The sequence below is a fragment of the Paractinoplanes maris genome (assembly GCF_023544465.1).
Classification (GTDB): domain Bacteria; phylum Actinomycetota; class Actinomycetes; order Mycobacteriales; family Micromonosporaceae; genus Actinoplanes; species Actinoplanes maris.
The window spans coordinates 42,785-67,920 of sequence record NZ_JALPVL010000006.1; the positions used below are offsets into that span (position 1 = coordinate 42,785).

Sequence of the window (25,136 nt, forward strand, 5' to 3'; positions counted from 1 at the left end):
ATGTGGAAGCGGGATGGCGGGCGGCGATGCGGACCGGGCTCTATGGGCCCGGCGGCTTCTTCGTGCGCCCCGATCAGGGGCCGGCTGATCACTTCCGCACCAGCGTGCACGCGTCGCCGCTCTTCGCCGGGGCGGTGCTGCGGCTGATCGAGCGGATCGATGCGGCGCTGGGCCGGCCCCGCGTGTTCGACCTGGTCGACGTGGGCGCCGGGCGAGGTGAGCTGCTCGCGGCGTTGCGCCCGCTCCTGCCCGAGCGGGTGCGGCTCACCGCCGTCGAGGTGGCGCCGCGCCCACCGGAGCTGCCCGGGGGCATCACCTGGGCGCGCGAGGTGCCGGACGGCATCGTCGGTTTGCTGATCGCCACCGAGTGGCTGGACAACGTGCCGCTCGACGTGGCCGAGCAGGATGACGACGGGCGGCTGCGCAAGGTGCTCGTCGATCCGGCGACCGGGGCCGAGTCACTGGGCGGCCTGGTCGACCCGGCCGACGAGTTCTGGCTGCGGCGGTGGTGGCCGCGGACCGGCCGGGTCGAGATCGGGTGGCCGCGCGACGCGGCCTGGGCCGACGCGGTGGGGCAGGTGCGGCGGGGCTGTGCGCTGGCGATCGACTACGGGCATCGGCGCGACGACCGGCCGCCGTTCGGGACGCTGACCGGGTTCCGCGGTGGCCGGCCGGTCACACCGGTGCCCGACGGGTCCTGTGACGTCACGGCGCACGTGGCGATCGACGCGGTGGCGGTCGCGACCGGCACGCCGTACGTCCTGGTCCGCCAGCGTGAGGCGCTGAAGGCGCTCGGGGTCGACGGCGGCCGGCCACCGCTGGATCTTGCCCGCAGCGATCCGGGGGGCTATGTGCGGGCCTTGGCAGCGGCCGGGGCCGAGGCCGAGCTGATCGAGGCGGCCGGGCTGGGTGGCCACTGGTGGCTGCTGCACAGCGTGGGCCTCGATGAGCGTGGGAGCATTCTGCTGTGACGGATGCGCTGCGCGAGATGACGGTCGGGACCGGCGCGGGCCTCGAGACCGCCGACATGGTGCTCAACATCGGCCCGCAGCACCCCTCGACCCACGGTGTGCTGCGGCTCAAGCTCACACTCGACGGTGAGCGGGTGGTCACCTGTGAGCCGATCGTCGGCTACATGCACCGGGGCGCCGAGAAATTGTTCGAGGTGCGCGACTACCGGCAGATCCTGATGCTGGCCAACCGGCACGACTGGCTCTCCGCCTTCTCCAACGAGCTGGGCGTCGCGCTCGCCGTCGAGCGGCTGATGGGCATCGAGGTGCCGGAGCGCGCCACCTGGCTGCGGATGGCCCTGGCCGAGCTCAACCGGGTGCTCAACCACCTGATGTTCCTGGGCTCCTACCCGCTCGAGATCGGCGCGATCACGCCGATGTTCTACGCGTTCCGTGAGCGCGAGACCCTGCAGGCCGTGATGGAGGAGGTCTCCGGCGGCCGCATGCACTACATGTTCAACCGGGTCGGCGGGCTCAAGGAGGAGGTGCCGGCCGGTTGGACGGAGCGGGCCCGCGAGGCGATCCGCACGGTCCGCGAGCGACTGCCCGATCTGGACAATCTCATCCGGCGCAACGACATCTTCCTGGCCCGCACGGTCGGGGTCGGGGTGCTCACGGCCGAGCAGGCGGCGGCCTTCGGGGCGTCGGGGCCGGTCGCCCGGGCCAGTGGGCTCGACTTCGACCTGCGCCGGGACGAGCCCTACCTGGCGTACGACGAGCTGGACGTGCCCGTGGTGACGCGGAGCGCCGGGGATTGCCACTCCCGGTTCGAGGTGCTGCTCGACCAGACGTACGTGTCGCTGGACCTGGCCGAGCAGTGCCTGAGCCGGGTCGACCAGATCTCCGGGCCGGTCAACGTGCGACTGCCCAAGGTGGTCAAGGCGCCCGAGGGGCACACGTATGCCTGGACGGAGAACCCGCTCGGCGTCAACGGCTACTACCTGGTGTCGCGGGGTGAGAAGACGCCGTGGCGCATGAAGCTGCGGACCGCGTCCTACGCCAACGTCCAGGCACTGTCGACGCTCATCCCGGGCTGCCTGGTGCCCGACCTGATCGCCATCCTCGGCTCGATGTTCTTCGTGGTCGGCGACATCGACAAGTAGGACCTAGCGGCGGCGGTATCCGTCCTCGTCGGGCGAGTAGCCGCCGTACGCGGCGAAGTCGCTGAGCGAGCCGACGTTGGTGTCGTTGGCCGACGGGCGGTGCCGGCGGGCCTTGTAGGTGGGGTCGCCGGTCGTGTTCCCGGGTTCGTGCGCGGCGTCGTACTCGCCGGCGGGCTCGTAGGGTTCGCTTTCGCCGTAGCCGTAGTCGCCCTGGCCGGGGTCGCCCTGCTCGGAGCCGTAATGCGGGGCGCCGTAACCGTGGTATTCGTCCGAGTCGAAGTCGTCGTTCGAGGTGCCGTACGTGTTCGCGGCGCCGTAGGTGTTGCCGCCGGCAGGAGCGCCATAGACGCCGGGTTGCTGGGCGGCGTATCCGTTGCCGGCGCCGAAGTCGTCGGACAGGGACTCGGGCCGGCCGACGAACGGACCGCTCGGCCGGACGGACGCCGCCGCGCGCGGCACACCCGTCGGCGGCGGGGACGGGACCGCAGCCGCGCCACGTTGCCGGGGCACCTGCGGCGGCGGCACTGCGGCCGCGGCCGCGGCTACGGGGCGGCCACCGGTCGAGGTGCCGGGCTCGCGACCAACTGGGCCGGCGGAACCGACTGCGCCGGCGACACCGACCGGGCCGACGGAACCGATCGGGCCGGCGAGACCCACCGGGCTGGCGACACCGACCGGGCCGGCGGGACCCACCGGGCCGGCGGGGCGGCTACCGGTCTGCATGCCGGGTCCGGTGCGGGCGGGTGGGCGCACTGCGGCGGTCGCCGTCGGGACCCCGGCTCGGCCACCGGCGGGAACCGGCGGACGGGCCGAACCCATCGGCTGGGCCGGGTAACCGGGCTGGCCGGCAAAATCTGCGTGAGCCGGGTAACCGGACTGGCCGGCAAAATCTGGCTGGGCCGGGTAGCCGGACTGGTCGGCAAAATTTGGCTGGGCCGGGTAGCCGGGCTGGCCGGCAAAATCTGGCTGGGCCGCGAAGTCCGGCTGGCCGGCGAAGTCTGGCTGGGCCGGGAAGTCCGGCTGGCCGGCAAAATCTGGCTGGGCCGGGAAGTCCGGCGAGCCGGAGAAGCTGGGATCGGCGAACGGGTCGTCGTCCGCGTACATCGGCGGGGCGTCGGCGAAGAAGCCGGATCCCTCGGCCGGAGGCGGTGGCGGCGGGGGGACGGCGGCGCGCTGGGGGCCCGAACTGTGGACCACGCCACCTCGGCCGGCCGGGGCGAACTCGGGACGCCCGGGTTGGCCGAACTCGGCCCGGAGCTCACGGCGCAACGTGGCGACCTGGTCGGCCACAGTGTCCTCGACGTCGAGGCGGCCCAGCACCGGATCGCTGCGGACCAGCGCCGAGGCGCCGATCAGCACGACGGCCACCGCGATGAGCAGCACAGCGAACCGTACGGTGTTGGAGCTCTGGCCGAGCAGCACGACAGCCGCGGCCACCGGGGCAAGCAGAACGCCCGCCCAGTTGAGGCCGCGAAGCAGGCGTGCGTTACCCGTCACGGGGTCCTGATCCGGCATGGGCGCCGATATTACCCAGACTCCCCGATCGAGCAACTGTTCGAGCGCCGGGCTTCAGATGATCCGAAACCCGGCGCTTTCTCGCATTTCGGTCTTAGCTGCCGGCCAAAGCGGGGTCGGAGCTGAACACCAGACCGACGCTGACGGTGCCGGTTTTGAGAGCGGTCAGCGTGAGCGGCCCACCGGCGTCCAAGCTGCTGAACTTGCCGGCCTTGAAGTCGTAGGTGTCGACCAGACCCTGCTGGCACTTCGGACGCTGCGGGCACTCGGCCGGGCCACCGAGGACGGTGGCGGCGCCGGAGCACTTGGCGGCCAGGTCGGAGAGAGTTTTCAAACCGTTCTTGTCGGCGAAGGCGGTGGTCACCGCGAACGCGTTCTGGTCCTGCGCGGCCGACGGCTTGCCGAAGACCAGGCCCCGCTTCTCGCCGAGCGCGGTCAGGTTGGTGATGGTGGTCTGCAGGTCGGACGAGGACGGGTCCTTCGCGTTCTTGCCCTCGACCTTGCCGGCCAGGAAGGTGGCCAGGGTGGCCGCATACTCAGGGACGATGTCGAGATCGCCCTTCTCCAGCGCGGGCTCGTAGAGCTCCCGGTTGCCGATCGTCTGCACCTTGACCGTGTAACCCGCGGCGGTGGCCGCGACACCGTAGAGCTCGGCCAGGGTGGCACTCTCGGGGAAGTCGGCGGCGCCGATCGTGAGCTGTCCGCCGGGGCCCTTGGCGAGACCGGCCGTCAAACTGTTCGCAGTTGCGAACTCTTGGGCCGCGGCCTTGGACGATTTGCGGTCGACGGCGACCGCCTTGTTGAGCGCGATCAGCTTGGTGGTGTCGAGCGCGGCCGAGGCCTTGTCGAGCGCGGCGATGAGCTCGGGCGACGACGCCTTCTGGTTGACCGCGGGGATGACGTTGTCGGTGTTCTGAAGCTTCTTGTCGTCCTCGAGCACGACGAGCTTGTCACCGGCGACCGGAGCGCAGCCGGCGCCGGCCGCCGCCGAGGGCGGTGCCTCGGTGCCGGAGGAGCCGGCACCGCCGCAACCGGCGAGGGAGACGGCGGCCGCCGTCGCGGTGGCCGCCATCAGGATCAGGTGTCGACGCATAGTGCCGCCTTCTGTGTCCCGGCGCGATCAAGGTGGTCGCGCCGCGTGTCCGACGGGCGGAGGAGAACCGCCTGCCCTGCCATCTCTACCCGCCGGGTGTGACACTTTCCAGAAATACGCCCGACCGTTACCCGGCCGGGGCCGCCGCGGTGGGCCGGCGGCGCTTGACGGCCCGCAGCGCACGGGGTGTGACCAGGCGTTGGACGAGTGCGAGGGTGCCTTCGACGGCGAGTGCGAGGAGCACCACAAAGATGCCGCCGGCCACGATCTGGTTGCCGCCGACGCTGATGCCGAGCCCGAACCCGGCGCTGATGATCTCGCCCAGGCCGCCGCCGTTGACGAAGGTGGCCAGCGTGGTCGTCGCGACCACCTGGACCGCCGCGGTCCGCAGGCCGCCCGCCAGATAGGGCACCGCCAGCGGCAGCTCGACCCGCCACAACACCTGGGTGCCGGACAGGCCCATGCCCTTGGCGGCGTCCCGGACCTCCGGGTCGACCGAGCGCAGGCCGGTGACCGCGTTCGACAGCAGGGGCGGGATCGCGAAGACGGCCAGCGCGACCACGACCGGCGGCTTGCCGAAGCCGAGCGGGGTCAGCGGCAGGATCGTCAGCAGGGCGAGCGTGGGCAGCGCGAGGGTCAAATTGGCCACGGTGATCACGGCCGAGCCGCCCCGGCCGCGGTGGCCGAGCCAGATGCCGATCGGCCACCCGATCAGGCAGCCCAGAAGCACCGCCCAGAAGCTGATCTGCAGGTGCTCGGAGAGGCGGTCCAGCAGGCCGCCGGGGTTGGTCCAGTTGAGCGGGTCGTTGAGCCAGACGATGGCTTCGCCGAGATAGTTCACGAGGCCCGCCTCCGGGCCCACGGCGTCAGCAGGCGCCCGACCCCGGCCAGCAGCAGGTCGAGGATCAGGGCCAGCGCCAGGCAGAGGACCGAGCCGGTGACGATCTCGGCCTTGTAGAAGTTGTTGCGGAAGCCGCCGAGGATCAGGTCACCGAGACCGCCCTGACCGATCAGCGAGCCGACCGTGACGAGCGCCACGGTGGAGACCGTGGCCAGCCGCAACCCGGTCATGATGCCCGGCAGCGCGAGCGGGAGCTCCACCCGGATCAGCCGGCCGAACCGCCCGTAGCCCATGCCGGTCGCCGCGTCCCGCACCTCGTCAGGCACCTGGGTGAGGCCGGTCAGCGCGTTGCGGACGAGGACCAGCAGCGCATAGAGCACCAGGGCGATCAGCACCGACGTGTCGGTCGTGGTGCCCACCGCGGGAGCCAGCAGGGCCAGCAGCGCCAGCGACGGAATCGTGTAGAGCACGCCCGAGAGTGCGAGGATGGGGCCGGTCAACGGTTTGATCCAGTAGGCGAGCACGGCGAGCGGCAGGGCCACGATCAGGGCGAGGACGACCGCCCGGGCGGTCAGCCCCGCGTGGAACTCGAGCGCGCCGCGCAAGGTCTCGGCGTTGTCCAGCACGTACTGCCAGGAGAACCACGGATTACCTGGCCCGTCATCGGCGGGTGCGGCCAGCGGCACTGACACAGCAGCCGCCGGGCCCCACGACAGGAAGGACATACGTGGACGCTACCGCGATCAACGAGCCGGGGCGCGACAGCCGGAGCGCGGCCTCGATCACGCTTCAGGACGTCGGCAAGACCTACCCCGACGGCACGGTCGCGGTGGGCGACTTCAGCCTCGAGGTGGGTGCGGGCGAGCTGGCCGTGCTGATCGGCCCGTCGGGCTGCGGCAAGTCCACGATCCTGCGCATGATCAACCGGCTGATCGAGCCGACCCACGGCACCATCCTGATCGACGGCCGGAACGTCCTCGAGCGCAACCCGGTCGAGCTGCGCCGGCACATCGGCTACGTGATCCAGAACGTGGGCCTCTTCCCCCACCAGAACATCCGCACGAACGTCGGCACCGTGCCGCGCATGCTGGGCTGGGACAAGGCCAAGGTCGCGACCCGCTCCGACGAGTTGCTCGAGCTCGTCGGGCTCGACCCGGCCCGCTACTCCAAGCGCTATCCGCACGAGCTCTCCGGCGGTCAGCGGCAGCGCGTCGGCGTGGCCCGGGCGCTGGCCGCCGACCCGCTGGTGCTGCTGATGGACGAGCCGTTCTCGGCGGTCGACCCGATCGCCCGCGGCCGCCTGCAGGAGGAGTTCCTCAAGCTGCAGGCCACCGTGCGCAAGACGATCGTGCTGGTCACCCACGACATCGACGAGGCCGTACGGCTGGGCGACCGCATCGCCGTGCTCGGCGAGGGCGGCACCCTGCGGCAGTACGCGCCTCCGGCCGAGCTGCTGAGCCGGCCGGCCTCCCCGGCGGTGGCCGACTTCGTGGGCGCCGATCGGGGCATCCGCCGCCTTGCCGTCACCTCCATCCGTACGGCTCTGCAGCCGGGCGGACCGGCCGGTGACAAGCCGGTGGTGGACGCGGGCGGCACGCTCTACGACGCATTGGCCGCGATGCTGGCCGGCGACGTCAGCGAGGTGGCCGTGGCCGAGGACGGCAAGACGATCGGGACGGTCTCGCGGACAGCGCTCTTCGAGGAGCACAGCCGCGAGACCGCCTAGGATCAGCGGGTGCCGCGGTAGCCACCCAGGGTGGCCAGGCCGATGATCCAGCCGACGAAGAGCCCGTACGAGGCGCCGTTGCCGGCCTCCCGGAAGGCGCCCACCAGCGACGGGTTGGCCAGGAAGAGCGTCGTCAGCAGGGCCGCGAAGCCACCGGCGAAGACGTACGACGCCCAGCCGGCGAAGAACTGGCTGATCGTGCCGCGGGCCCGGGCCAGCTGCGAGCCGGGGAGCAGGTAGAGGAAGAGTGCGGTCAGCACGACCAGCAGGATCGCCTTGAGGTCGCCGACGATGATCTGCCGCAGCGAGTCGTCGGAGTCGAACGACCAGCGGGGCCAGGCCAGCAGGTTCAGGAACCAGCCGCCGGCCGTTTCGGGGTTGGCGTTGTCGCTCGCCCACTTGGCATACCAGGGGCTGCCGAAGACGAGCACGAGTATGAGCGCGGCAAGTGTGCCCGCACCAGGCGCAGACTTGTAACGATTACCGAGAGCCATGCGCCGCTATTTCCCTGAGCGGCGCTCACTTCAAACGACGAGCGTAAATGCCGCGTTTGCCGGAATGATCAATGTTTCTGCAGGTAGTCGATGAAGGCGGCCCGCAGCAGGGGCTCGTTCTCGCCATACCCGTGGCCCTCGAGCTCACGCCAGAGCGCGACCGCCTCGTCGACCGTGGGGCCGATCGAGTTGGGAGCGCCGTCGAGCTGCGACGCCTCGTCGGCGTCGGGCAGGTGCTTGAGGACCGACCAGAAGAAGCCGATATCGCGCCGCTCCCGGGCCAGGTGGAAGGCGCGCTCGCGCAGCTCCTCGGTGGGCAGGGCGTCCAGCTCGGCGAAGCTCGGAGTGGTCATGGTCAAAAGCATAGGCGGAGCGGCCGGACGATCATCGGCCTGTGCCCCAGGGGCCCGAGTCCCAGCGGTCGGGCTGGGGCGTGGTGGACGCCGTCGACCACGTCTCGGGCAGGTCGGGCTGCCAGTTGGCGCCGTTCGTGGCCGGGGCGGTCCAGTCGGCCGGGCCGGCCACCGGCAGCGGACGGCCGTAGGCCTCGACCAGCCGGGTGACGATCAGGCCGGCCGCGAGGACGCAGGCCGCGATCGCGAACAGCGAGATGTCGAAGTCGCGGCGGTCGGCGTAGTCGAGGAACAGGGTGAGCGCGGCGACGGCGAACAGCGTGCCGAAGATGCCGCCGCGCCGTCCGTAGGCGCTGGTGCCGGCCAGCATGGCCAACCCGAGCGCGATGCCCGTCCACTCGAGGCCGGTGCCGGGGACGACCGGGGTGCCGGACTGCGCGGCGAACAGGGTGCCCGCGGCGACGGCGAAGAACGAGGACAGCAGCAGCGAGCCGATCACCGGCACGGCCACGGCCACCCCGCGGCGACGGGCCGGGTCGCCGGCCGGGCGCAACCGGCCCAGCCAGCGCCGCACCGGCGTGATCGTGCCCACCGCACCCCCGAGCACAGCGAGCAGCGCGAACCCGCCGAAGAGGAAGAACGCGTGATCGGTGGGGTCGTAGGTGCCCTGGACATCGACCGGAGCCACGCGCAGCTGGTCGAAGACGATCACTCCGAGGGCCGCCGCGAGCGTTGCCGCCCAGCCGGGCACGTGCAGCACGAGGATGGCCAGACCAAGGATGATCGCGCCCGCGGCGGCGAACACCAGCGCCGGCACCATGGCCTTGACCAGGCCCTGGTCCCCCTGCTCGGCATACTGCAGGGCGGCCGCCAGGGCGATCGGGCCGAGCGCCAGGTTGGGCACGCCGGCCCGCAGGGTCAGGCCCGCGCCGAGGGCCAGCGCGCCGATCGCGGCGCCGGTGATGAGCAGGTCGTCGAGGGCGGGCCGGCGGAAGCTGTCGGGCTCGAGGCGCCACAGGAGGAAGCCGATCGCCGCGGCGGCGACCAGCAGCACGACCTCCCAGCCGAGGTGGATGCCGAGCCGGTCCCGGCCGTCCTCGACCTCGGTCCGGCGCAGGACGTCGGCCGTGGTGTCACCGGTGCTGTCCAGCTCCTCGGCCCGCCGGCGCTGCTCGGCCGCGGCCAGCGTGTTGGCCCGATAGGCCGCCGGATCGGTGGGCGTGGGTTCCTCGGTCTGCCGACGGTAGGTCGGCTCGTCGTACGCCATCGTCGCGCCTCCTCGTGTGCGCTCACCGTGCAGTGAATTACGCACGCCGATATCCGCCGGGCGCGTGCCCGCGCCCAGAGCATACGGATACGAGTCGGTCTCAGTTCAAGGCCGAGATCCGCAGGGGACACGCCCGGCAACTCAGAGTAGGCCGGTGGGTCGAGGAGAGCCGTTCTCGTTCTCGGAGTCGGGTTGCTCGGGGATGCGGCACGCCCGCTCGAGCCAGAGAGCCGCGGCGACCAGCGCGACCGCCGAGATCACGCCGCCGATGGCGACCGGCAGATCGTCGCGGGCGGCCTGGGTGGGCTCCATGGCCAGGAACACCAGCAGGCCCGCCGAGAAGCCGGTCGAGATGGCGCCGACCAGTGAGGACGCCTTGGCCAGAGCGACATAGCGGGCCACCGCCAGCGGGTCGACCCGGGGCGCTCCGGGCTTGCGCTGGATGCGGGCCGCCGTGTTCTGCGCGAGCAGGCCCTCGGCCACGGCGAGCACGGCCAGCACGATCACCGGCGACCACGGCAGGTCGGGCAGCGTCGAATAGGAGAGGCTCAGCAGCAGCCAGCCCACGGCCGCCGCGACGAGGCCCGCGACGATCAGCACCGAGATGCTGGTCGGGCGCAACGAGGGGTCCGACTTGGGCGCCTGCGGGTTGCTGCTCACCCCGTCGATCCTAGTGCGAGATCGGGTCGTGGGGTCAGACCGGCGACGTCGTCCGCCGCTCCGGGCGCGGCCAGCAGGGCGGCGACCGGGCCGTGACCGGGGAGCTCGGCGCCGGGCTGCAGGTCGAGCCAGGGCCGCAGCACGAAAGCACGCAAGTGAGCGCGCGGATGCGGCAGCGTCAGCTCCGGATCGTCGCTGAGCACGGGCCGGCCGTCGTCGTCCCAGACCACGATCACGTCGACGTCGAGCGTCCGCGGGCCGAAGCGCCGCTCCGGGTCGCGTACCCGGCCGGCCGCCCTCTCGGCCGCCTGGGCCCGGCGCAGCCAGTCGATCGGCGCCGCTCCCGGGTCCGAGACAAGAACCACGGCATTGAGGTACGGCGGTTGGTCGGCGTCACCCCAGGGCGGCGTCTCGTAGATGCCCGAGCACTGCTCGACCTCGCCGCCGAGGCCGCTCACGGCCTGCCGGAGGTGCTGCTCGCGGTGGCCGAGGTTGCTGCCGAGGGAGAGGACCGCCCGGGTCACGCCCGGCTCCGGCGCAGGGTGACGGCCACGTCGGCGAACTCGAGCGGGATCGGCGCCTGCGGCTTGTGGACGGTGACCTCGGCCGTCTGCACGCGCTCGTCCTCGAGGCAGGCGGTGAGCAGCCGGTCGGCCAGGGTTTCGATCAGGTTGACCGGCTCGCCCCCGACGATCCCGGCCAGGCGGCTCGCCAGCTCGCCGTAGTGCACGGTGTCGGCCACGTCGTCACTGGCCGCGGCCGGGGCGAGGTCGAGATCGAGCCGTACGTCGATCACGAAGTCCTGCCCCTGCTCACGCTCGAAGTCGAAGACGCCGTGCCGGCCGCGCACCCGCAGCCCGGTCAGCGTGATCCGTCCCTCCACCGCGCTCACTCCTTCTCACTCCCGGGCACGCTGCGCAGCCGCGGGGACCCGGTCGCCCGCCACACGGCGAGCGCGTCGGCGGTGGCGGTGACGTCGTGGACTCGTACGCCCCAGGCCCCGGCCGCCGCGGCCAGGACCGACGTGGCCAGCGTCGCGGCCTCGCGGTCCTCGACCGGCCGCGGGCTCCCGTCCGGACCGGCCAGCAGGCGGCCCAGGTAGGTCTTGCGGCTGGCCGCGAACAACACCGGGTAACCCAGGCCGACGAAGACGTCGAGGTGCCGGCTCAGGGCCCAGTTGTGCTCGGCGGTCTTGGCGAAGCCGAGCCCGGGGTCGAGGATGATCTGCCCGGGGTCCACCCCCGCGGTCAGCGCGTCGGCGACCCGTTCGAGCAGCTCGTCGCGCACCTCGGCGACGACGTCGGCATAGACGGCGAGCCGGCTCATGTGGCGGGAGTGCCCCCGCCAGTGCATCAGGATCCAGGGACAGCCGGCCTCGGCCGCGACCCGGGCCATGCCCTGGTCGGCCAGTCCGCCCGAGACATCGTTGATCACGCTCGCGCCCGCCTCCAGACCCGCGAGCGCGACCGCGGCCCGGGTGGTGTCCACGCTCAGCGGCACACCGGCCCGGGTCAGTCCCCGGATCACCGGAACCACCCGCGCGATCTCGGTCTCGGCGTCGACGCGCTCGGCCCCGGGCCGGGTCGACTCACCACCCACGTCCACGATGTCGGCGCCCGCCCGGTGCAGCTCGATTCCGTGCCGGACGGCGGCTTCCACGTCCGTGTACTTCCCGCCGTCCGAGAAGGAATCGGGCGTGACGTTCAGGATCCCCATCACGACCGGGTGATCCACGTTCATCAGTGCGCGCCCCGCGACCTGGGCATCCGTCGGCTCAGTCGTCACGGACCGAGGGTACGGCGGGCGGGGTTGTCGCACGTGCGTACGATGGCCCGTAACTCAATTTCACGCACGCCATCACCTTGCGTAACGTTTCGGACGCTTGTAGCCAAGAACGGCGGGCCGTACTCTTCGGAACTAGGCATCATTTGCAGGAACCGAAGAGAGCAGACGAGCATGGCTGTGCCCCAACGGCTCACTCGACGCGCAGGGTGGGAAGTAGCACGATATGGGCGGTGCCGTGAAGCTTCACAACTGCAGCGTGCCCGGAACCCCCTAGCCGGGCACGGGGAGGTTTACCGATGATCGCCACTGAGCTCGTTACGCAGGCGGCCGCCGTGCTTCAGCAGGCCACGCTCGCCGCGCCCGAACCCAAGGGCATCAACACCGAAGGTATCGTCACCTTCTTCGCCAGCAACATCGCGCCGATTCTTCTCGCCGTCCTCGGCGTGATCTTCATCGGCCGGGCGAGCCGGGGTGAGATCTCCAAGGTGCTGACCAGCTCGGCCATCGCCATCGTGGGCCTGGCCTTCATCGCCGGCGCCGCGACCCTGTTCTTCGTCGGCGACGCCCTGATCAAGCTGATCTTCAACTGAGATGCGGCTTCGTACCGACGACGACATCTACCGGGCGCGCCTCGTATATCTGGGCCCGCCGGGATACACCCTGCCCATCCATCTGCCCTATGCGCAGTACGGCATGTTCGTGGTGCTGGTGCCGCTGTTCATGTTCCTGCACTACCTGATGACCTTCGAGTTCGATCCCTTCCCGGCCTGGGAGATCGCGCTCGCCATGGTCACGACCTCGTACGTGTTCCGTCATGTCGACCCCGACCGGCCGGCCCGGGTCGTCATCCGGACCGCGCTGACCGACTGGCGTCGCACCCGCGAGCCGGCGATCGAGCGTCGCGATCCGAGACTTGTCGCCACTCGCATCCGGGTTCGGGAGGAGTTGGTATGACCAGTTCATTGGCGCGCTCCCACGGGGCTGACGCATGACCGGACCTCTTCCGCACGGGCATCCCCGCGCGGATGCCGACACGCAGGGCAGGCAGAGTAACGGAGTGCGTTCGAACCATCACTCCCCGTCCGCGGCGGAGGAAACCGCCGAGGACTTCGTGACCGCGCCGGGGCACGGCGCGGTCGGGGTCTTCCAGTCGCCGCAGCCCGTGCGGCGGGGTGGCGGCGGCGCGGTCGACACCACCCTGGACATCGATTCACCGTTCCTCGATCTCTTCGGCGGGGCCGCACCCCCGTCGCCGGTCGCGGCCACCGCGCCGGGGACCACGGTCGAGGAGCAACGACCCGAACCGGATCTCGACTTCGATTTCGGGTTCGACTTCGACGACCGGCCGCCGGCCGCCCCCGTCCCGTCGGCTCCACCGGCCGAGCCCGCGCCGATCGCGTCCGCGCCGGCCCCCACTCCCCTCGCGGGCCCGCCCGTGGCCGGCCCGCCGATCACGCAGCCGCCGGTGGCACCCCCTCCGGTGGACGAGCCACCGGCGCCGTCGCCGCCCATCGCCCTGCCGCTGGCCGCATCGCCTCCGGTCGCCGAGCCTCCGGTGTCGTCACCTCCCGCTCCGCCGGTCGCCGACCGCGACCACGCGGATGCCGTGGCCTGGGAGGTGCCCGAGCCGATCTCACCGTTCAGCCGGGCGCCGATCGGGCCCAAGGCCGACTACTTCCAGGAGAACGGCGGTGCCGTCGCCGACGCCGACGCCGACTTCGAGGACTGGCCCGACTTCGACAACTGGCCGCCGTCGCCCCAGGCGGGCGCGGCTCCGGCGCCGTCCTCCCCGGCCCCCGCGCCGCCGGTGTCGACCCCTCCGCTGTGGCAGACCGTGGGCGGTGCGGCTCCCGCGCGCCCCGACGACCTCGCACCGGCGCCGGCGGGGCCGGTCGAGGCGTACGACCCGCAAGCGCCACCGATCGAGGCACCCCTGCCCGTGCCGGCCACCGACCGGGCGCCGGCCAAGCGCAAGGAGAAGTCCCCGGCCCGGCGCAAGAAGGAGCCGAACCTTCCGGAGCAGCGCGACAAGATCAAGACGCCCCGGACGATCGCGCTGCGGCCCAACAAGCTCAAGTTCAGCGACCGCGACCCGGTCATGGAGCTGGAGATCAGCGAGATCGCCGGCCACCTGACCTTCACCCAGAGCACGGTCACGGCCTGGTATTACCTGCCCGAGGTGCGCTGGGCCTTCCGCCCCGACGCCGAGCGCGAGGCGTTGCTGAGCGCGATCTCCGAGCAGTACGCGGGACTGGCCGGTTTCCGGTTGCACCTGCGCCGCACCAACCGGCCGTTCCCGGCCGACGAGTGGGCGCGCACGGTCGACTCCTTCACCGCGAAGCCGCTGCCCGACGTGCGCGGCGGCACCTCCTGGTCCGATCATCTGGTGGCCGCCCAGCGGCACCTGCTCTCGGTCAACCACGCCGAGGGGCAGACCTACCTGGGGGTGACCTTCGCGCGGCGCTCGCTCGGTGACACGTTCTCCGAGCGGATCCTGCGGATGTTCGGCAAGGGCACCTCCGACGGTGAGCGCCGCAAGCTCAACCGGGCGGTCGAGCAGTTCGACGAGGTGCTCAACGCGTTCGGCATGCGCGGGCGGCGGGTCACCCCGCAGGAGCTCGAATGGCTGCTGTTCCGCTCGGTGGCGCTCTGCATGGCCCCGCCCGGGCCGCTGTCGCCGGTCACCAACGGGCAGTGGGACACCGGTGACCTGCTGGCCCTGACCGAGCAGGTCGAGCGCTACCGGACCCCGTACGGTTCGACCGTGAAGCTCGTGAACCGGATGACCGGCGAGGAACGGCACGTCGCCGTGCTGTCGGTCGGCCGCATGGAGCCGCTGGAGATCCCGGAGAAGCATGAGCCGTGGATGCACTTCCACGAGCGGCTGCCGTGGCCCATGGAGCTCTCGTCGCGGATCGACATCCTCGGCTCGGGCAGCTCGTTCAAGAACCTGGAGCATCGGCTCCGGATGATCCGGTCGCAGCAGCTCGACTACGCCGAGCACGGCATCGACGCGCCCCCCGAGCTGGAGCGTCTGGCCAAGCGCGCGCTGGTGATCGGTGACGAGATGACCACCGGTCTGCCGGTCGAGTCGGCCCGCGCGCACGGCTGGCACCGCATCGCGGTCGGCGGCGCCACCCGGGAGGAGTGCCTGGAACGGGCACGCCGGCTGATCCAGCTCTACTCCCGGGAACTGCGGATCTCACTGCAGCACCCGAAGAACCAGGACCAGCTGGCCCGCGAGTTCATCCCGGGCGAGCCGATCGCCAACACCGGCTACGTCCGCCGGATGCCGGTGAAACTGCTGGCCGCGGCGCTGCCCCAGGCCGCGTCCACGGTCGGCGACCGGCGTGGGGACCTGATCGGGCGTACGTCGGGCACCTGCCGCCGCCCGGTCTTCCTCGACCTGCACTTCCCGATGGAGGTGCGCGAGCGGTCCGGCCTGGGCGTGTTCGTGGCCGAGCCCGGTGGTGGAAAGTCGACGCTGATGGGTGCGCTCGGCTACCTGAACGCCCGCCGCGGCGTCCAGGTGACCCTGCTCGACCCGTCGGGGCCGCTGGCCCGGCTGTGCCAGATGCCGGAACTGCGCCCCTACTCGCGGGTGCTCAACCTGACCGGCTCGGAGCAGGGCACGCTCGCGCCGTACGCGTTGATTCCGACCCCCGTACGCTCGGAGTTCGCGACCGGTCCGGCCGGCGACCGGGAGTACGAGATCGCGGTCTCCAACGCCCGCGCCGAGCGCCGCATGCTCGTCCAGGACATCTGCTCGATGCTGGTGCCGCCGCAGGTGGCCAAGGAGGCGTCCACGGCGACCCTGCTGCGGCACGCCGTCCGCCAGGTGCCGGCCGAGGAGACGTCCACTCTGGACGACGTCGTGCGCACCCTCCAGGGCCTCGACGACGAGGGCAAGGAGCTGGCCAACCTGCTCCTGGACACCGCCGAGATGCCGCTGGCCCTGCTGTTCTTCGGCTCGCCGCCACAGCACCTGCTGGGGGCGGACGCGGCGCTGACGGTCATCACGATGGCCGGGCTCCGGCTGCCCGACCTCAAGATCGAGCGCGAGTACTGGTCGGCCGAGGAATCGCTGGCGCTGCCGATGCTGCACACGGCCCACCGGCTGGCGGTGCGGCGATGCTACGGCGGGCCGATGTCGTCGCGCAAGATGGTCGGGCTGGACGAGGCCCACTTCATGGAGGGCTGGCGGTCCGGGCGCTCGTTCCTGGTCCGGCTGGCCCGCGACTCCCGCAAGTGGAACCTGGCGGCGCTGGTGGCGTCGCAGAACCCCCGCGACATCCTCGGTCTCGACGTGCAGAACCTGGTGTCGACGGTCTTCGTGGGCCGCATCGCGGAGGATCAGGAGATCGCCTCGGAAGCCCTGCGGCTGCTGCGGGTGCCGGTGCACGACGGGTACGAAGCGACGCTGGCCTCACTGTCCCAGGTGGACACGTCGTCGTCGTCGCGGCTCGGGTTCCGTGAGTTCGTGATGCGGGACGTCGACGGGCGCGTGCAGAAAGTGCGTGTCGACGTGTCGTACGTTGACGGTCTGCTGGAGCACCTCGACACCACGCCCACGGGCGCCAAGGCGACGCCCTCGGCCATTTCGATGTCGCCGTCCGACCTGGAGGTTTGAGATGGTCCGTCGCGGGTTGGCGCTGCTGGCCACGATGGCCGTCATGATGGTGGCGTCGATCGCGTGGGCGGTGGCCGCTCCGGCCGCGTCGGCGGCTCCGGTCGGGTTGCCGTCGCGGGCGCCGGGTGGGGCCTGCAGCCTCGAGGAGTGGCAGCAGGACGTCAAGGGATGCGTCAACCGGTTGGCCAAGGTGGGTGAGACACGGGCTACGTGTCTGACGCCGCCAACGCCCAGCACGCCGGATTCTGGTCTGGCCGGGTGGTTCGCCGAGCGTCCCGAATCGGCCAGCAAACCAGGACCGCAGGGCATCTACAGCCAGTACGGCTACGCCGGCTACAGCTATACGACCTACGATCTTGATAGTGGCTGTGCTTCAACACTCGTGGATCCGGATTACAAGTTCGAAACGACCATCGCCAATGGCGAATTCATGGTCGCCACTTCGATCATCGGAGCATCGAACGCGCTGCGGGAACGTGCTTGGAATCCCGAATCACTCTGGGGTTGGGCTAACCCGCTGGTCGAACAGGCGACGAAGGCGGTCTACGAAAAGGTCTTCAGCGTCTTCGGTGTCATCACGCTGGCAGTCGTTGGCCTCTACTTGCTCTGGCGTTCACGGCAGGCTGAGATGGGCGCGGCGACCACTACGGCGGGGTGGGCAATCCTCGTCATGGTTATCGTCACTGCCATTGCCACTTGGCCCGTCAAGTCGGCGACGGTCGCCGATGCAACTTTGGTGACCACTCTGGGCGTCATTCACGATGCTGTCGGCCCTCGGCCGGCAAATGGTGACACCGTCGCCGGCTGCAAGTTGGGCGACCCGGCAGCCTGCAAGGACAACCGGCCGCCAGCTGTTCGCGCCAGCGATACCGCTACTGACACCATGCTCTACCGCAACTGGCTGCGTGGCGTTGTCGGCTCCGCAGACAGCACAACCGCCCAGAAGTACGGCCGCGCTCTCTACGATTCGCGGGCTCTGACATGGGGCGAGGCCGAGAAGATCCGGCAGAACCCGGAAACCCGGGACGCGACGCTCAAGGCGAAGAACACGCAGTGGGAGAAGGTCGCCGAGCAGATCAAACAAGAGGATCCTGAAGCGTATGACTACCTTCGAGGCGTCAACGGCATGGACCGCGTTGGTGCCGGGTTCATTGCTGTACTAGCAGCCGTCATGTTCGCGATGTTTGATTTGACTGCTTCCATCTTGGTACTTCTGGGATTTTTGATCTTTCGATGGGCCGTCATCGCAGCCCCAATTTTGGGAACGGTAGGTCTACTACGCCCGGCCAACGGAGGAATTAAGCGACTCGGCAATGCTGTTGTCGCTGCGGTCTTCAACATCGCGATATTCGGCACAGGTGCTGCTATCTACCTGTTCGCCGTCGATTTGATCATGAATACCGCGACTCTTCCGGGCTGGCTGCAGGTCGTGCTCGTCTTCCTGAGCGGCTTGGTGGGCTGGATTCTGCTCCGGCCCTATCGGCGAGTCACCCAGCTGGGCGGCAAGGACAACGCCCGCACGATTGCCACCGGCTCCTGGCACCGGAACTTCTTCCGCGACATGCGCGAAGCCGCCAAGTCGGATCCCAACGACGGCGATCGTGGTCAGGTGGTCGGCAAGGGTGGCCGCTCGGTCTACGTCGACCAGGGCAACCTGCGGCCCGAGGCGCGCCTGGAGGACCCGGCGCACTCGGCCAACCGCGGCAACCAGACGCCGGCGACCACTGTCGTGCGCGAAGGCGTATCCGGCCCGATCAGGCCGGACGGCAAGGAGTCGGTGCGCGACGAGGCGCCCGCCCCGGCGGCCACGACACCGGGTACGACCCGGGCCACGCCGCGCCGTGGCACCGGCTGGACCGAACCAGACGTGACTGAGCAGCCCTCGTCCTACGCGATCTACCGGCCCGAGACCGGCAGCACCACCGCCGAACCGGCCACCCCGCGCATCCGCTCCGAGGCCAAGTGATCGCATGCCCCGTTCTCTCGAACTAGGCCTCAACCGGATCTTCCGGTCGCGCTGGGGTGTGGCCGTCGTCCTGCTCGTCATCGTGCTGGCGATCGTCGGCCTGGCCCGGCTGTTCTCCGACGCCAACGACTCGGGGCCCTCGCTCGGCACCGCCTCGCCGGACCCGGTGGTGAGCGTCGACCCCAAGGACGACGACAGCATCATCGACACCGCGCCGCCGCCGAGCCCGTCGACCACCCCGGGACGAGCCAAGCCGGAGGCCGTCGCCTACGCGTTCGCGTCGGCCTGGGTCGATCACCAGAACGTCACACCGAAGGCCTGGCGCGCCCAGTTGCTGCCGAACTCAACCAAGAAAATCGCCGACGAGCTGGAGGGAGTCGACCCGGCCGGTGTGCCGGCCGAGCGCGTGATCGGACGACCCAGTCTGGTGCCGGTGAGTGAGACGGTCGTCAACGCGGCCGTCACCATGGACACCGGTCGGCTCGACCTGCGCCTGGTCGCCCCCGACGGGCATTGGCGTGTCGACGGGATCGACTGGAATCCGGCGTGAGCGTCCCCCGGCCGCGCAAGATCGTGCTCCTGGTCGCCCTGGTGGCGACGCTCGCCCTACTGTGCTGTGGGGGTGGCATCACCGCACTGTTCGTCGGTGGGCTCACCGACGAGGGCAAGGACAAACTGAACTCCTCGCTCGGCTGCGGCAAGGGCGGCCCGATCGACCCGGACACCAAGTTGCCGCGGGTCCGGCCGTACGGTCCGGAGCAGATGCGCAACGCGGCGGTCATCATCAAGGTGGGCGCCGACCTCAAGTTGCCGCCACGGGCCTGGGTCATCGCGGTCGCCACGGCGATGCAGGAGTCGAGGCTCAACAATCTGGGACACCTCGGTGCCCGCAACGACCACGACTCGCAAGGGCTCTTCCAGCAGCGGCCGAGCTCCGGCTGGGGCACGGTGGCGCAGGTCCGCGACCCGGTCTACGCGGCCACGAAGTTCTACAACAAGCTCAAGACCATCCCGGGCTGGCAACGGATGTCGCTGACCCGGGCCGCCCAGCGTGTGCAGATCAGCGCCTACCCGGATGCCTACGCGAAGCACGAGCCGGTCGCGACCCAGATCGTCAACCAACTGGCCGACGGCGCGGCGAACGCGGTCGGCGACTCGGTCGCGATGGTGTGCGCCTCGGGCGAGCAGATCGCGGCGTCGGGTTGGACGCGTCCGGTGGGCGCGGTGGTCGGCTCCGGGTTCCGCACCGCGGGCCGCCCGACCCACCAGGGTGTCGACCTGATCGCCGGCAAACAGACCCCGATCACCGCGTCGGCGAGCGGCATCGTCTCCAAAGTGAAGTGCGACGAGGACCACAGCGGGCGGCGCACCTGCAACGTCGACGGCTACCCGGGCAAGGGCGGATGCGGTTGGATGGTGGAGATCCAGCACGCCGGGAACGTCATGACGAGGTACTGCCACATGATCGTGAAGCCGTTCGTCCGTGAGGGCGAGGAGGTCACGGCCGGCCAGCTCATCGGCCGGGTCGGCACCAGCGGCAACTCGTCGGGCCCGCACCTGCACTTCGAGGTCCACCTCAACAACGACCGGTCCAGCGCCGGCGCCATCGACCCGGTGCGGTTCATGCGGGAGCAGGGCACCCCGCTTGGAGGCGCGGGATGACCGGCGGTCCGGTGCCAGATCCTTCTGCCGCGCGCCACGACTGGGCGCCGGATCCGCCTCGGCCGATAGTGCCGACACCTGCATCGATGAGCGGCGCACTGAGAGGACGTCGCGTACTCATCGGGTTACCCGGTCTTGGTTGGCGCGGCGACCTGCGGGCCGACGAGAAGGTGGTGCAGGGAAGCCGAACCTACGTTCCTGTGATGCCTGAGGCCGAATGGTATCGAGCCGAGGCTGAGCAGACCGAGGTCTTCGCCCCACTCGTCCCTGTCGAGCGGGTATGGGTCGAGGAATATGGGCTGAGTGGACTGCCGAGCGACGGCAGCGATCTGATGTCCAAGCTCGTTTCCCTCGATGAGCCTGCTCGACGTCCCGCTGTGGCGGCACTCGACGCCGGCGCCCTGACAGGACGTCGAGTGGTTCAGTTGCTTGACTCCGGGAAAGAACAAAGAGATCTTCGAGCAGTCACCGAAATGCACACAAGCGACGACGGCGACATTTGCATCCGAATAGCGACTGAGCTCGATTGGTACCGCTGGGGCTGGAGCGGTAAGACACCGAGGACACTTGAAGTGCCCGTTCACAAGGTGTGGCTCGAGTAAAAACTACGGGACCTTTGTCGCGCTACAGACTCGCCAGCCCTCTTCGTCCACCAGACCGAGACGCCATGTGTCCGTGATCCGCTCGGATCCGTCACCCAGCGATCTGGTCAGATCGGCGTCGACGGTGCCTTGTTGGCCATCGGTAGCGACACGCAAGCCCTCCCAAACGACCTGAATGCCGATCGAGAATTGCGCCTCTCGCCGTTCAATGTCCGTTCGATAGGCCGCCAGCTCGGAGAACTCGCCACCCGACTTGCAGGAGTAGAGACCGACCTCTCTCTCGTCGCGATTGACGAGATAGGCCCGGAGGAAGTTGTCGGCCGCCGCGCCTGGAGTGGTGCGCACGATCTTTGTTTCCTCGTCGTAGAGCAGCACGGCAATCCCCACGCCGCCGAGGCAGAGCAGTCCCAGCACCCCCGCGCCGAGCGCCAACCACAACCGCAGCCGCCGATTACGGGGCTTCCGCTCCGGCTCGCCCGGCACCGTCAAAGTGTCCGGCGGCGGGGGCGTCGGTCCGGTCGCGGGCTCCTGCGGCTGCACACATACGACAGTAGTGCCTCCGCACCCGTGTCACCCCAACCGCACCTGGAGCGGGACGATCCGTACGACGCGGACACCGAACCCGGCACCGGGAACGCGGAGCCCCGGCTGCTCTGGGATAAGTTTTATCCGCACACAGGAGGTGGGAGCGGTGGTGGATTCGGCTTTGCGGGTCCAGCAGGCTGCCGCTTTGCATCGGCAGGCGGCGGCCTTGACCGACGCCGCCTCGTCGGCGCTCGACTCCGAGGCCGCCGGCAGCGACCCGCTCGAGCAGCATCGCCTGGCCGAGGAACTCCGCGCCGCGACCGCCGCGCTGGCTCCCGGCTGGCTCGGCTCGCCGCTCGACGCGCAGTCGGCCAACACTCCCCTGGGTGGTGTCTACCCACCCCAGTTCGTGCGTCTCGGCGTCGCCCAGCCGCTCGACGACGCGAGCTTCCCCGCGATCATCCCGCTGCTCGGCACGGGTCATCTCACGATCGACGCGACCGCCACCGATTCGCGCGTCTTCGGCCTGCTCCGGTCGATCCTGCTGCGCCTGCTGGCCGCCGCGCCGGCCGGCTCGCTGCTCGTCCGCGCGGTCGACGGCACCGGCGGCGGCGAGGTCTTCGCCCCGTTCGCCGGTCTGCGGGACGCCGGCCTGCTGTCCCCGCCGGCCACCGACCGTCAGGGCCTGCGCGACGTGCTCGCCGAGGCCGAGAAATGGCTGCGGCCCGGCCGTGGTGCCGCCCCACGCCGCAGCCGGCGCGACCGGATGATGCTGGTGGTCATCGCCAGCCTGCCCGAGCTGACCGAGGGTGAGGAGCTGCGCCGCATCGCCGCGCTCGCCCAGCAGGGCCCCGATTCGGGTCTGCACCTGATCGTGGCCGGCTGGCCCCCGCCGCCGCTGACCGCCGAGACCACTCAGGCCCCGCTGCCGCGCACGACGATGGTGTCGGTCCGCAACCCGTACGCGGTGATCGGCGACCCGCCCGGCGCGACCTTCGGCTCCACGCCCGATGTCTCGTGGCTCAACGCTCCGGTCTTCCTCGACGAGGATCCGCCACCCCACCTGGTCGACGCCGTGTGCCGCGAGCTCGTCGCCCACTCGGCCGCGGCCTCCCAGGTCACCCTGGCCGACCTGTTGCCCGAGCCGGGTGAGCAGCTGTGGCCGGGCGACGGCGGCGAGGGGCTGAGCACGGTCGTCGGACACGACGGTGAGACCCCGCTGGCCCTGCGCTTCAACGACCTCACACCACACTGGATGGTCGGGGGCCGGTCGGGCGCGGGCAAGACGGCGTTCCTGGTGAACGTGCTCTACGGCCTGTGTGCCCGCTACAGCCCGGCTGAGCTGGCCCTCTACCTGCTCGACTTCAAGGAGGGCGTGACCTTCGCCGAGTTCGTCCCGACCCACCGCGACCGCACCTGGCTGCCGCAGGCCCGGGCCGTCGGCGTCGAGGCCGATCGGGAGTACGGGCTGGCCGTGCTGCGGGAGCTCAACGCGGAGATGTCGCGCCGGTCCACGGCGTACGAGCGGGCGGGCGTCTCACGCCTCACCGACTTGCGTGCCGCAGCCGCCGAGGACGGTCTGAAACGACCGCTGCCGCGGATCCTGTGCGTGATCGACGAGTTCCCGGTGCTGCTCGCGGGCAACGACCCGGTGGCGACCGAGGCGACCACGCTGCTCGAGTCGCTGGCCCGCACCGGCCGCTCGTGCGGCATCCACCTGGTGCTGGCCAGTCAGCACACCGCCGGCCTGGAGGCGCACTACGCCAAGCGCGACTCGTTCTTCGGCCAGTTCCCGGTGCGCATCGCGCTGCCCGGCGGCGGCGACGTGCTGGAGCCGGCCAACGACTCGGCCGCCGGCCTCCCGCTGGGCACCGCTGTGGTCAACACGGCCGGTGGCCTCGGCGGGCCGCGCGGCGCCACCCGCGGTCACGAGCGGATCATCCGTTTCCCCGACCCGCACGCCGACAACGATCTGCTGAGCGACCTGCGGCACCGGTTGTGGGGCGCGCGTGACCCCGAGTCCCAGCCGCCGCGGGTCTTCGCCGGCTACGCCCACCAGCATCTCGCCGACGACCCGACCTACCGGGCGGCGCTGGCCGGCCGCAAGGCTCAGCCCGCGGCTCTGGTCGGCCGCCTGCTCGACGTCAACCTGACCACCGCGTCGTTCCCGCTCGACAACGCCCCCGGGCGGCATCTCGCGATCTTCGGGTCGCAGGCGTCGGCGTCCGAGGTGCTCGACGCGGCCGCGCGCAGCATCGCCGCGTTCCACCAGCCCCGTACGGCCCGGTTTGTCATCGCCTCCCTGGTCGCCGAGGGTGACCGGCTCGCCGAGACCCTGGCCGCCGAGATCAGCCACCGGCAGGAGGTGTCGCTGGTCGACGCGGCCGGTCTGGCCGACGAGCTCAACCCCGACCGGCCCGGCTATCGCGTGGTCTTCGGCATGGACGCGATCGCGCCCGGCAGCCTGACCGGGTTGCCCGCCCTGCTGCGGGACGGTCCGGCCCGGGGTGCCCATCTGCTCTCCTGGTGGCGCGACCCGCACCTGTTCACCGACGGGCGCGACGAGGTGGCCGGGCTGCTCTTCCTCAACGTGCCGCCGGCCGAGGTGGCGGCGACGATCGGCCGGCCGGTCACCTGGCAACCCCGGCCCAACCGGGCGCTGCTGCACGACCGGCGGGACGACCGCACGGTCACCGTCCTCCCCTTCCTCGACCCCGGCGTGACCGACGATCAGGGTGGCCCGCTGTGACCGATCAACAGCAGGCCACCGGCGCGATCCCGGCCCAGCCGGCACCCCCGGCGCCGGGCCCGTGGGCCGACTATCTGGCCGCCGCCCAACGCCTCGACGCGGTCCGCCGCGCCGCGAGCGCGGCGGCGACCGAGCATCAGGCCGCGGTCACGGCCGCAAGACAAGAGCTTTCCCTCGTACGGGCCCAGCTGGCCGCCCAGGAGGCCCGGCTGGCCCGCGACCTGGCCGTACCCGGCGCCGAACTCATGCCGCAGCCCGCCGACCGCGACGTGGCCGCCCAGGTCGCCACCGGAGGCCCGGCCGCGGCGCTGGCCGCACTGCAACAGGCCCGCCGCACAACCGAGGCCGGCGACGCCCTGCTGACCGAGACCGCGCCAGCCCGCCAGTGGCGCCCGTGGGCCCGCAACCTGCTGATCTACGGCCCGTTCGCCGCGGTCGTCCTGATCGTGCAGATCGTGCTCTACTTGGTCGCGTCGCCCGGCTCGGTGCCGACCTACGCGCTGTTGTGCGGCTTGAGCATGCCGGTGCTGGCCTTCGGCCTGGGCTGGGTCACGATCGGCTTCGTCTACGGCGGCGGCCCCGACCCCGTCGACCGCACCCCGATAGTCGGCGCCATAGCCTGCCTGACCCCGGTCCTGCTCACGTGCATGGGCGTAGGCCTCACGTCGTTCTTCAACTGACCGCACCCCGGACCGCAGCACCCAAGACGGTGGGCACCCAAACAGTGGGCACCCAAGACCGCGGGCATACAAGACCGTGGGCACCCAAGACCGCGACACCCGCGAGTTGCGCCCACCGAAGACGTTTGCGTCCAGAACCGCATCTCCCAGGGCCGCACTTCCCAGGACCACACCTCCTAGGACCGCCGCCCGCCGCACTCCAACTCCCGCACCCAGGCTCCCCGCGCCCAGGCTCCCGCACCTCTCGGTCCGCACCCCAGCCCCGCACCCCAGCTTTGAAGACCGCGGCTCCTACGATTGCGGCCTTCAAGACGGCGGCTCCCAAGACCACGGCGCTCAAGACGGCGGCTCTCAAGATCGCGGCCCTCAGAACGGCAGCCCTCAAAATTGCCGCTCCTAGGATCGCGACTCTCAAAACCGCAGCTGCCAAGACGGCAGACTCCTAGGACCGCAGCTGCCAAGACCGCAGGCTCCC

The 25,136-nt window shown here is 70.8% G+C and carries 24 protein-coding genes; 12 read left to right on the plus strand and 12 right to left on the minus strand.

Features of this window, described 5'->3' with window-relative positions; genetic code table 11:
• Positions 1 to 2: 2 nt before the first annotated feature.
• Positions 3 to 971, plus strand: a complete 969-nt coding sequence (locus NAG42_RS18150) for an SAM-dependent methyltransferase (protein ID WP_250031497.1) — start codon at positions 3 to 5, stop codon at positions 969 to 971.
• Positions 972 to 988: 17 nt separating this feature from the next.
• Positions 989 to 2,113, plus strand: a complete 1,125-nt coding sequence (locus tag NAG42_RS18155; RefSeq protein ID WP_250032107.1) for an NADH-quinone oxidoreductase subunit D — start codon at positions 989 to 991, stop codon at positions 2,111 to 2,113.
• 3 nt (positions 2,114 to 2,116) lie between these two features.
• Here the strand turns inward: NAG42_RS18155 and NAG42_RS44145 are convergent, their stop codons facing one another.
• From NAG42_RS44145 to NAG42_RS18180, 4 genes are all read right to left on the minus strand, one after another.
• Positions 2,117 to 3,628, minus strand: a complete 1,512-nt coding sequence (locus NAG42_RS44145; RefSeq protein WP_284045528.1) for a hypothetical protein — start codon at positions 3,626 to 3,628, stop codon at positions 2,117 to 2,119.
• A 94-nt stretch (positions 3,629 to 3,722) separates the two neighbouring features.
• On the minus strand, positions 3,723 to 4,721 hold the full coding sequence (locus tag NAG42_RS18170; RefSeq protein ID WP_250031500.1) for a glycine betaine ABC transporter substrate-binding protein: 999 nt from the start codon (positions 4,719 to 4,721) through the stop codon (positions 3,723 to 3,725).
• Between the two features lie 127 nt (positions 4,722 to 4,848).
• Positions 4,849 to 5,562, minus strand: a complete 714-nt coding sequence (locus NAG42_RS18175; protein ID WP_250031501.1) for an ABC transporter permease — start codon at positions 5,560 to 5,562, stop codon at positions 4,849 to 4,851.
• Complete coding sequence (locus NAG42_RS18180) at positions 5,559 to 6,254, minus strand: ABC transporter permease (RefSeq protein WP_250032108.1); 696 nt, start codon at positions 6,252 to 6,254, stop codon at positions 5,559 to 5,561. Before NAG42_RS18180 ends, NAG42_RS18175 begins: the two co-directional genes overlap by 4 nt.
• A 35-nt stretch (positions 6,255 to 6,289) precedes the next feature.
• Between NAG42_RS18180 and NAG42_RS18185 the strand changes: the two genes are divergently transcribed.
• Positions 6,290 to 7,288 (plus strand): ABC transporter ATP-binding protein, encoded by a 999-nt coding sequence (locus tag NAG42_RS18185; protein ID WP_250031502.1) that lies wholly within the window; start codon positions 6,290 to 6,292, stop codon positions 7,286 to 7,288.
• A gap of 2 nt (positions 7,289 to 7,290) precedes the next feature.
• Here NAG42_RS18185 and NAG42_RS18190 read toward each other — a convergent pair whose 3' ends face one another.
• The 7 genes from NAG42_RS18190 to folP form a co-directional block, all read right to left on the minus strand.
• Entirely contained in the window at positions 7,291 to 7,782 is a 492-nt protein-coding gene (locus NAG42_RS18190; protein ID WP_250031503.1) for a hypothetical protein, read from the minus strand.
• Between the two features lie 68 nt (positions 7,783 to 7,850).
• Positions 7,851 to 8,135: a hypothetical protein gene (locus NAG42_RS18195; protein ID WP_250031504.1), complete on the minus strand. Its 285-nt coding sequence runs from the start codon at positions 8,133 to 8,135 to the stop codon at positions 7,851 to 7,853.
• Positions 8,136 to 8,166: 31 nt separating this feature from the next.
• Entirely contained in the window at positions 8,167 to 9,402 is a 1,236-nt protein-coding gene (locus NAG42_RS18200) for an ABC transporter permease (protein ID WP_250031505.1), read from the minus strand.
• Between the two features lie 141 nt (positions 9,403 to 9,543).
• Positions 9,544 to 10,062: a DUF3180 domain-containing protein gene (locus NAG42_RS18205; protein WP_250031506.1), complete on the minus strand. Its 519-nt coding sequence runs from the start codon at positions 10,060 to 10,062 to the stop codon at positions 9,544 to 9,546.
• Positions 10,059 to 10,586 carry a 2-amino-4-hydroxy-6-hydroxymethyldihydropteridine diphosphokinase gene (gene folK / locus NAG42_RS18210; protein WP_250031507.1) on the minus strand — a complete coding sequence of 176 codons (528 nt, stop codon included), beginning with the start codon at positions 10,584 to 10,586 and terminating at the stop codon, positions 10,059 to 10,061. Before folK ends, NAG42_RS18205 begins: the two co-directional genes overlap by 4 nt.
• Positions 10,583 to 10,945, minus strand: coding sequence for a dihydroneopterin aldolase (gene folB / locus NAG42_RS18215; RefSeq protein ID WP_250031508.1), 363 nt, complete (start codon positions 10,943 to 10,945; stop codon positions 10,583 to 10,585). Before folB ends, folK begins: the two co-directional genes overlap by 4 nt.
• Positions 10,946 to 10,950: 5 nt before the next feature.
• Positions 10,951 to 11,802, minus strand: a complete 852-nt coding sequence (gene folP / locus NAG42_RS18220; RefSeq protein WP_250032109.1) for a dihydropteroate synthase — start codon at positions 11,800 to 11,802, stop codon at positions 10,951 to 10,953.
• A 341-nt stretch (positions 11,803 to 12,143) separates the two neighbouring features.
• On the opposite strand from folP, the gene NAG42_RS18225 reads away from it, so the two are divergent.
• The 7 genes from NAG42_RS18225 to NAG42_RS18255 are packed head-to-tail and all read left to right on the plus strand — an operon-like array spanning position 12,144 to position 20,707.
• Entirely contained in the window at positions 12,144 to 12,437 is a 294-nt protein-coding gene (locus NAG42_RS18225) for a hypothetical protein (RefSeq protein WP_250031509.1), read from the plus strand.
• Between the two features lies 1 nt (position 12,438).
• Positions 12,439 to 12,801 carry a hypothetical protein gene (locus NAG42_RS18230; protein WP_250031510.1) on the plus strand — a complete coding sequence of 121 codons (363 nt, stop codon included), beginning with the start codon at positions 12,439 to 12,441 and terminating at the stop codon, positions 12,799 to 12,801.
• A 34-nt stretch (positions 12,802 to 12,835) separates the two neighbouring features.
• On the plus strand, positions 12,836 to 16,477 hold the full coding sequence (locus NAG42_RS18235; RefSeq protein ID WP_284045530.1) for an ATP-binding protein: 3,642 nt from the start codon (positions 12,836 to 12,838) through the stop codon (positions 16,475 to 16,477).
• Between the two features lies 1 nt (position 16,478).
• The gene (locus NAG42_RS18240; protein ID WP_250031512.1) at positions 16,479 to 18,443 is read left to right on the plus strand and encodes a DMT family transporter; all 1,965 of its coding nucleotides are present in this window, start codon (positions 16,479 to 16,481) and stop codon (positions 18,441 to 18,443) included.
• Between the two features lie 4 nt (positions 18,444 to 18,447).
• Positions 18,448 to 18,993 carry a hypothetical protein gene (locus NAG42_RS18245; RefSeq protein ID WP_250031513.1) on the plus strand — a complete coding sequence of 182 codons (546 nt, stop codon included), beginning with the start codon at positions 18,448 to 18,450 and terminating at the stop codon, positions 18,991 to 18,993.
• A complete protein-coding gene (locus NAG42_RS18250) occupies positions 18,990 to 20,105 on the plus strand; it encodes a M23 family metallopeptidase (protein WP_250031514.1) in 1,116 nt (371 codons plus the stop codon). Before NAG42_RS18245 ends, NAG42_RS18250 begins: the two co-directional genes overlap by 4 nt.
• Positions 20,102 to 20,707, plus strand: a complete 606-nt coding sequence (locus NAG42_RS18255) for a hypothetical protein (RefSeq protein WP_250031515.1) — start codon at positions 20,102 to 20,104, stop codon at positions 20,705 to 20,707. The genes NAG42_RS18250 and NAG42_RS18255 overlap by 4 nt, the downstream gene beginning before the upstream one ends.
• Before the next feature lie 3 nt (positions 20,708 to 20,710).
• Here the strand turns inward: NAG42_RS18255 and NAG42_RS18260 are convergent, their stop codons facing one another.
• The gene (locus tag NAG42_RS18260; protein ID WP_250031516.1) at positions 20,711 to 21,247 is read right to left on the minus strand and encodes a hypothetical protein; all 537 of its coding nucleotides are present in this window, start codon (positions 21,245 to 21,247) and stop codon (positions 20,711 to 20,713) included.
• Positions 21,248 to 21,401: 154 nt separating this feature from the next.
• Between NAG42_RS18260 and NAG42_RS18265 the strand changes: the two genes are divergently transcribed.
• Positions 21,402 to 23,981: an FtsK/SpoIIIE domain-containing protein gene (locus NAG42_RS18265; RefSeq protein ID WP_438872422.1), complete on the plus strand. Its 2,580-nt coding sequence runs from the start codon at positions 21,402 to 21,404 to the stop codon at positions 23,979 to 23,981.
• Positions 23,978 to 24,661: a hypothetical protein gene (locus NAG42_RS18270; protein WP_250031518.1), complete on the plus strand. Its 684-nt coding sequence runs from the start codon at positions 23,978 to 23,980 to the stop codon at positions 24,659 to 24,661. Before NAG42_RS18265 ends, NAG42_RS18270 begins: the two co-directional genes overlap by 4 nt.
• Positions 24,662 to 25,136: the final 475 nt, after the last annotated feature.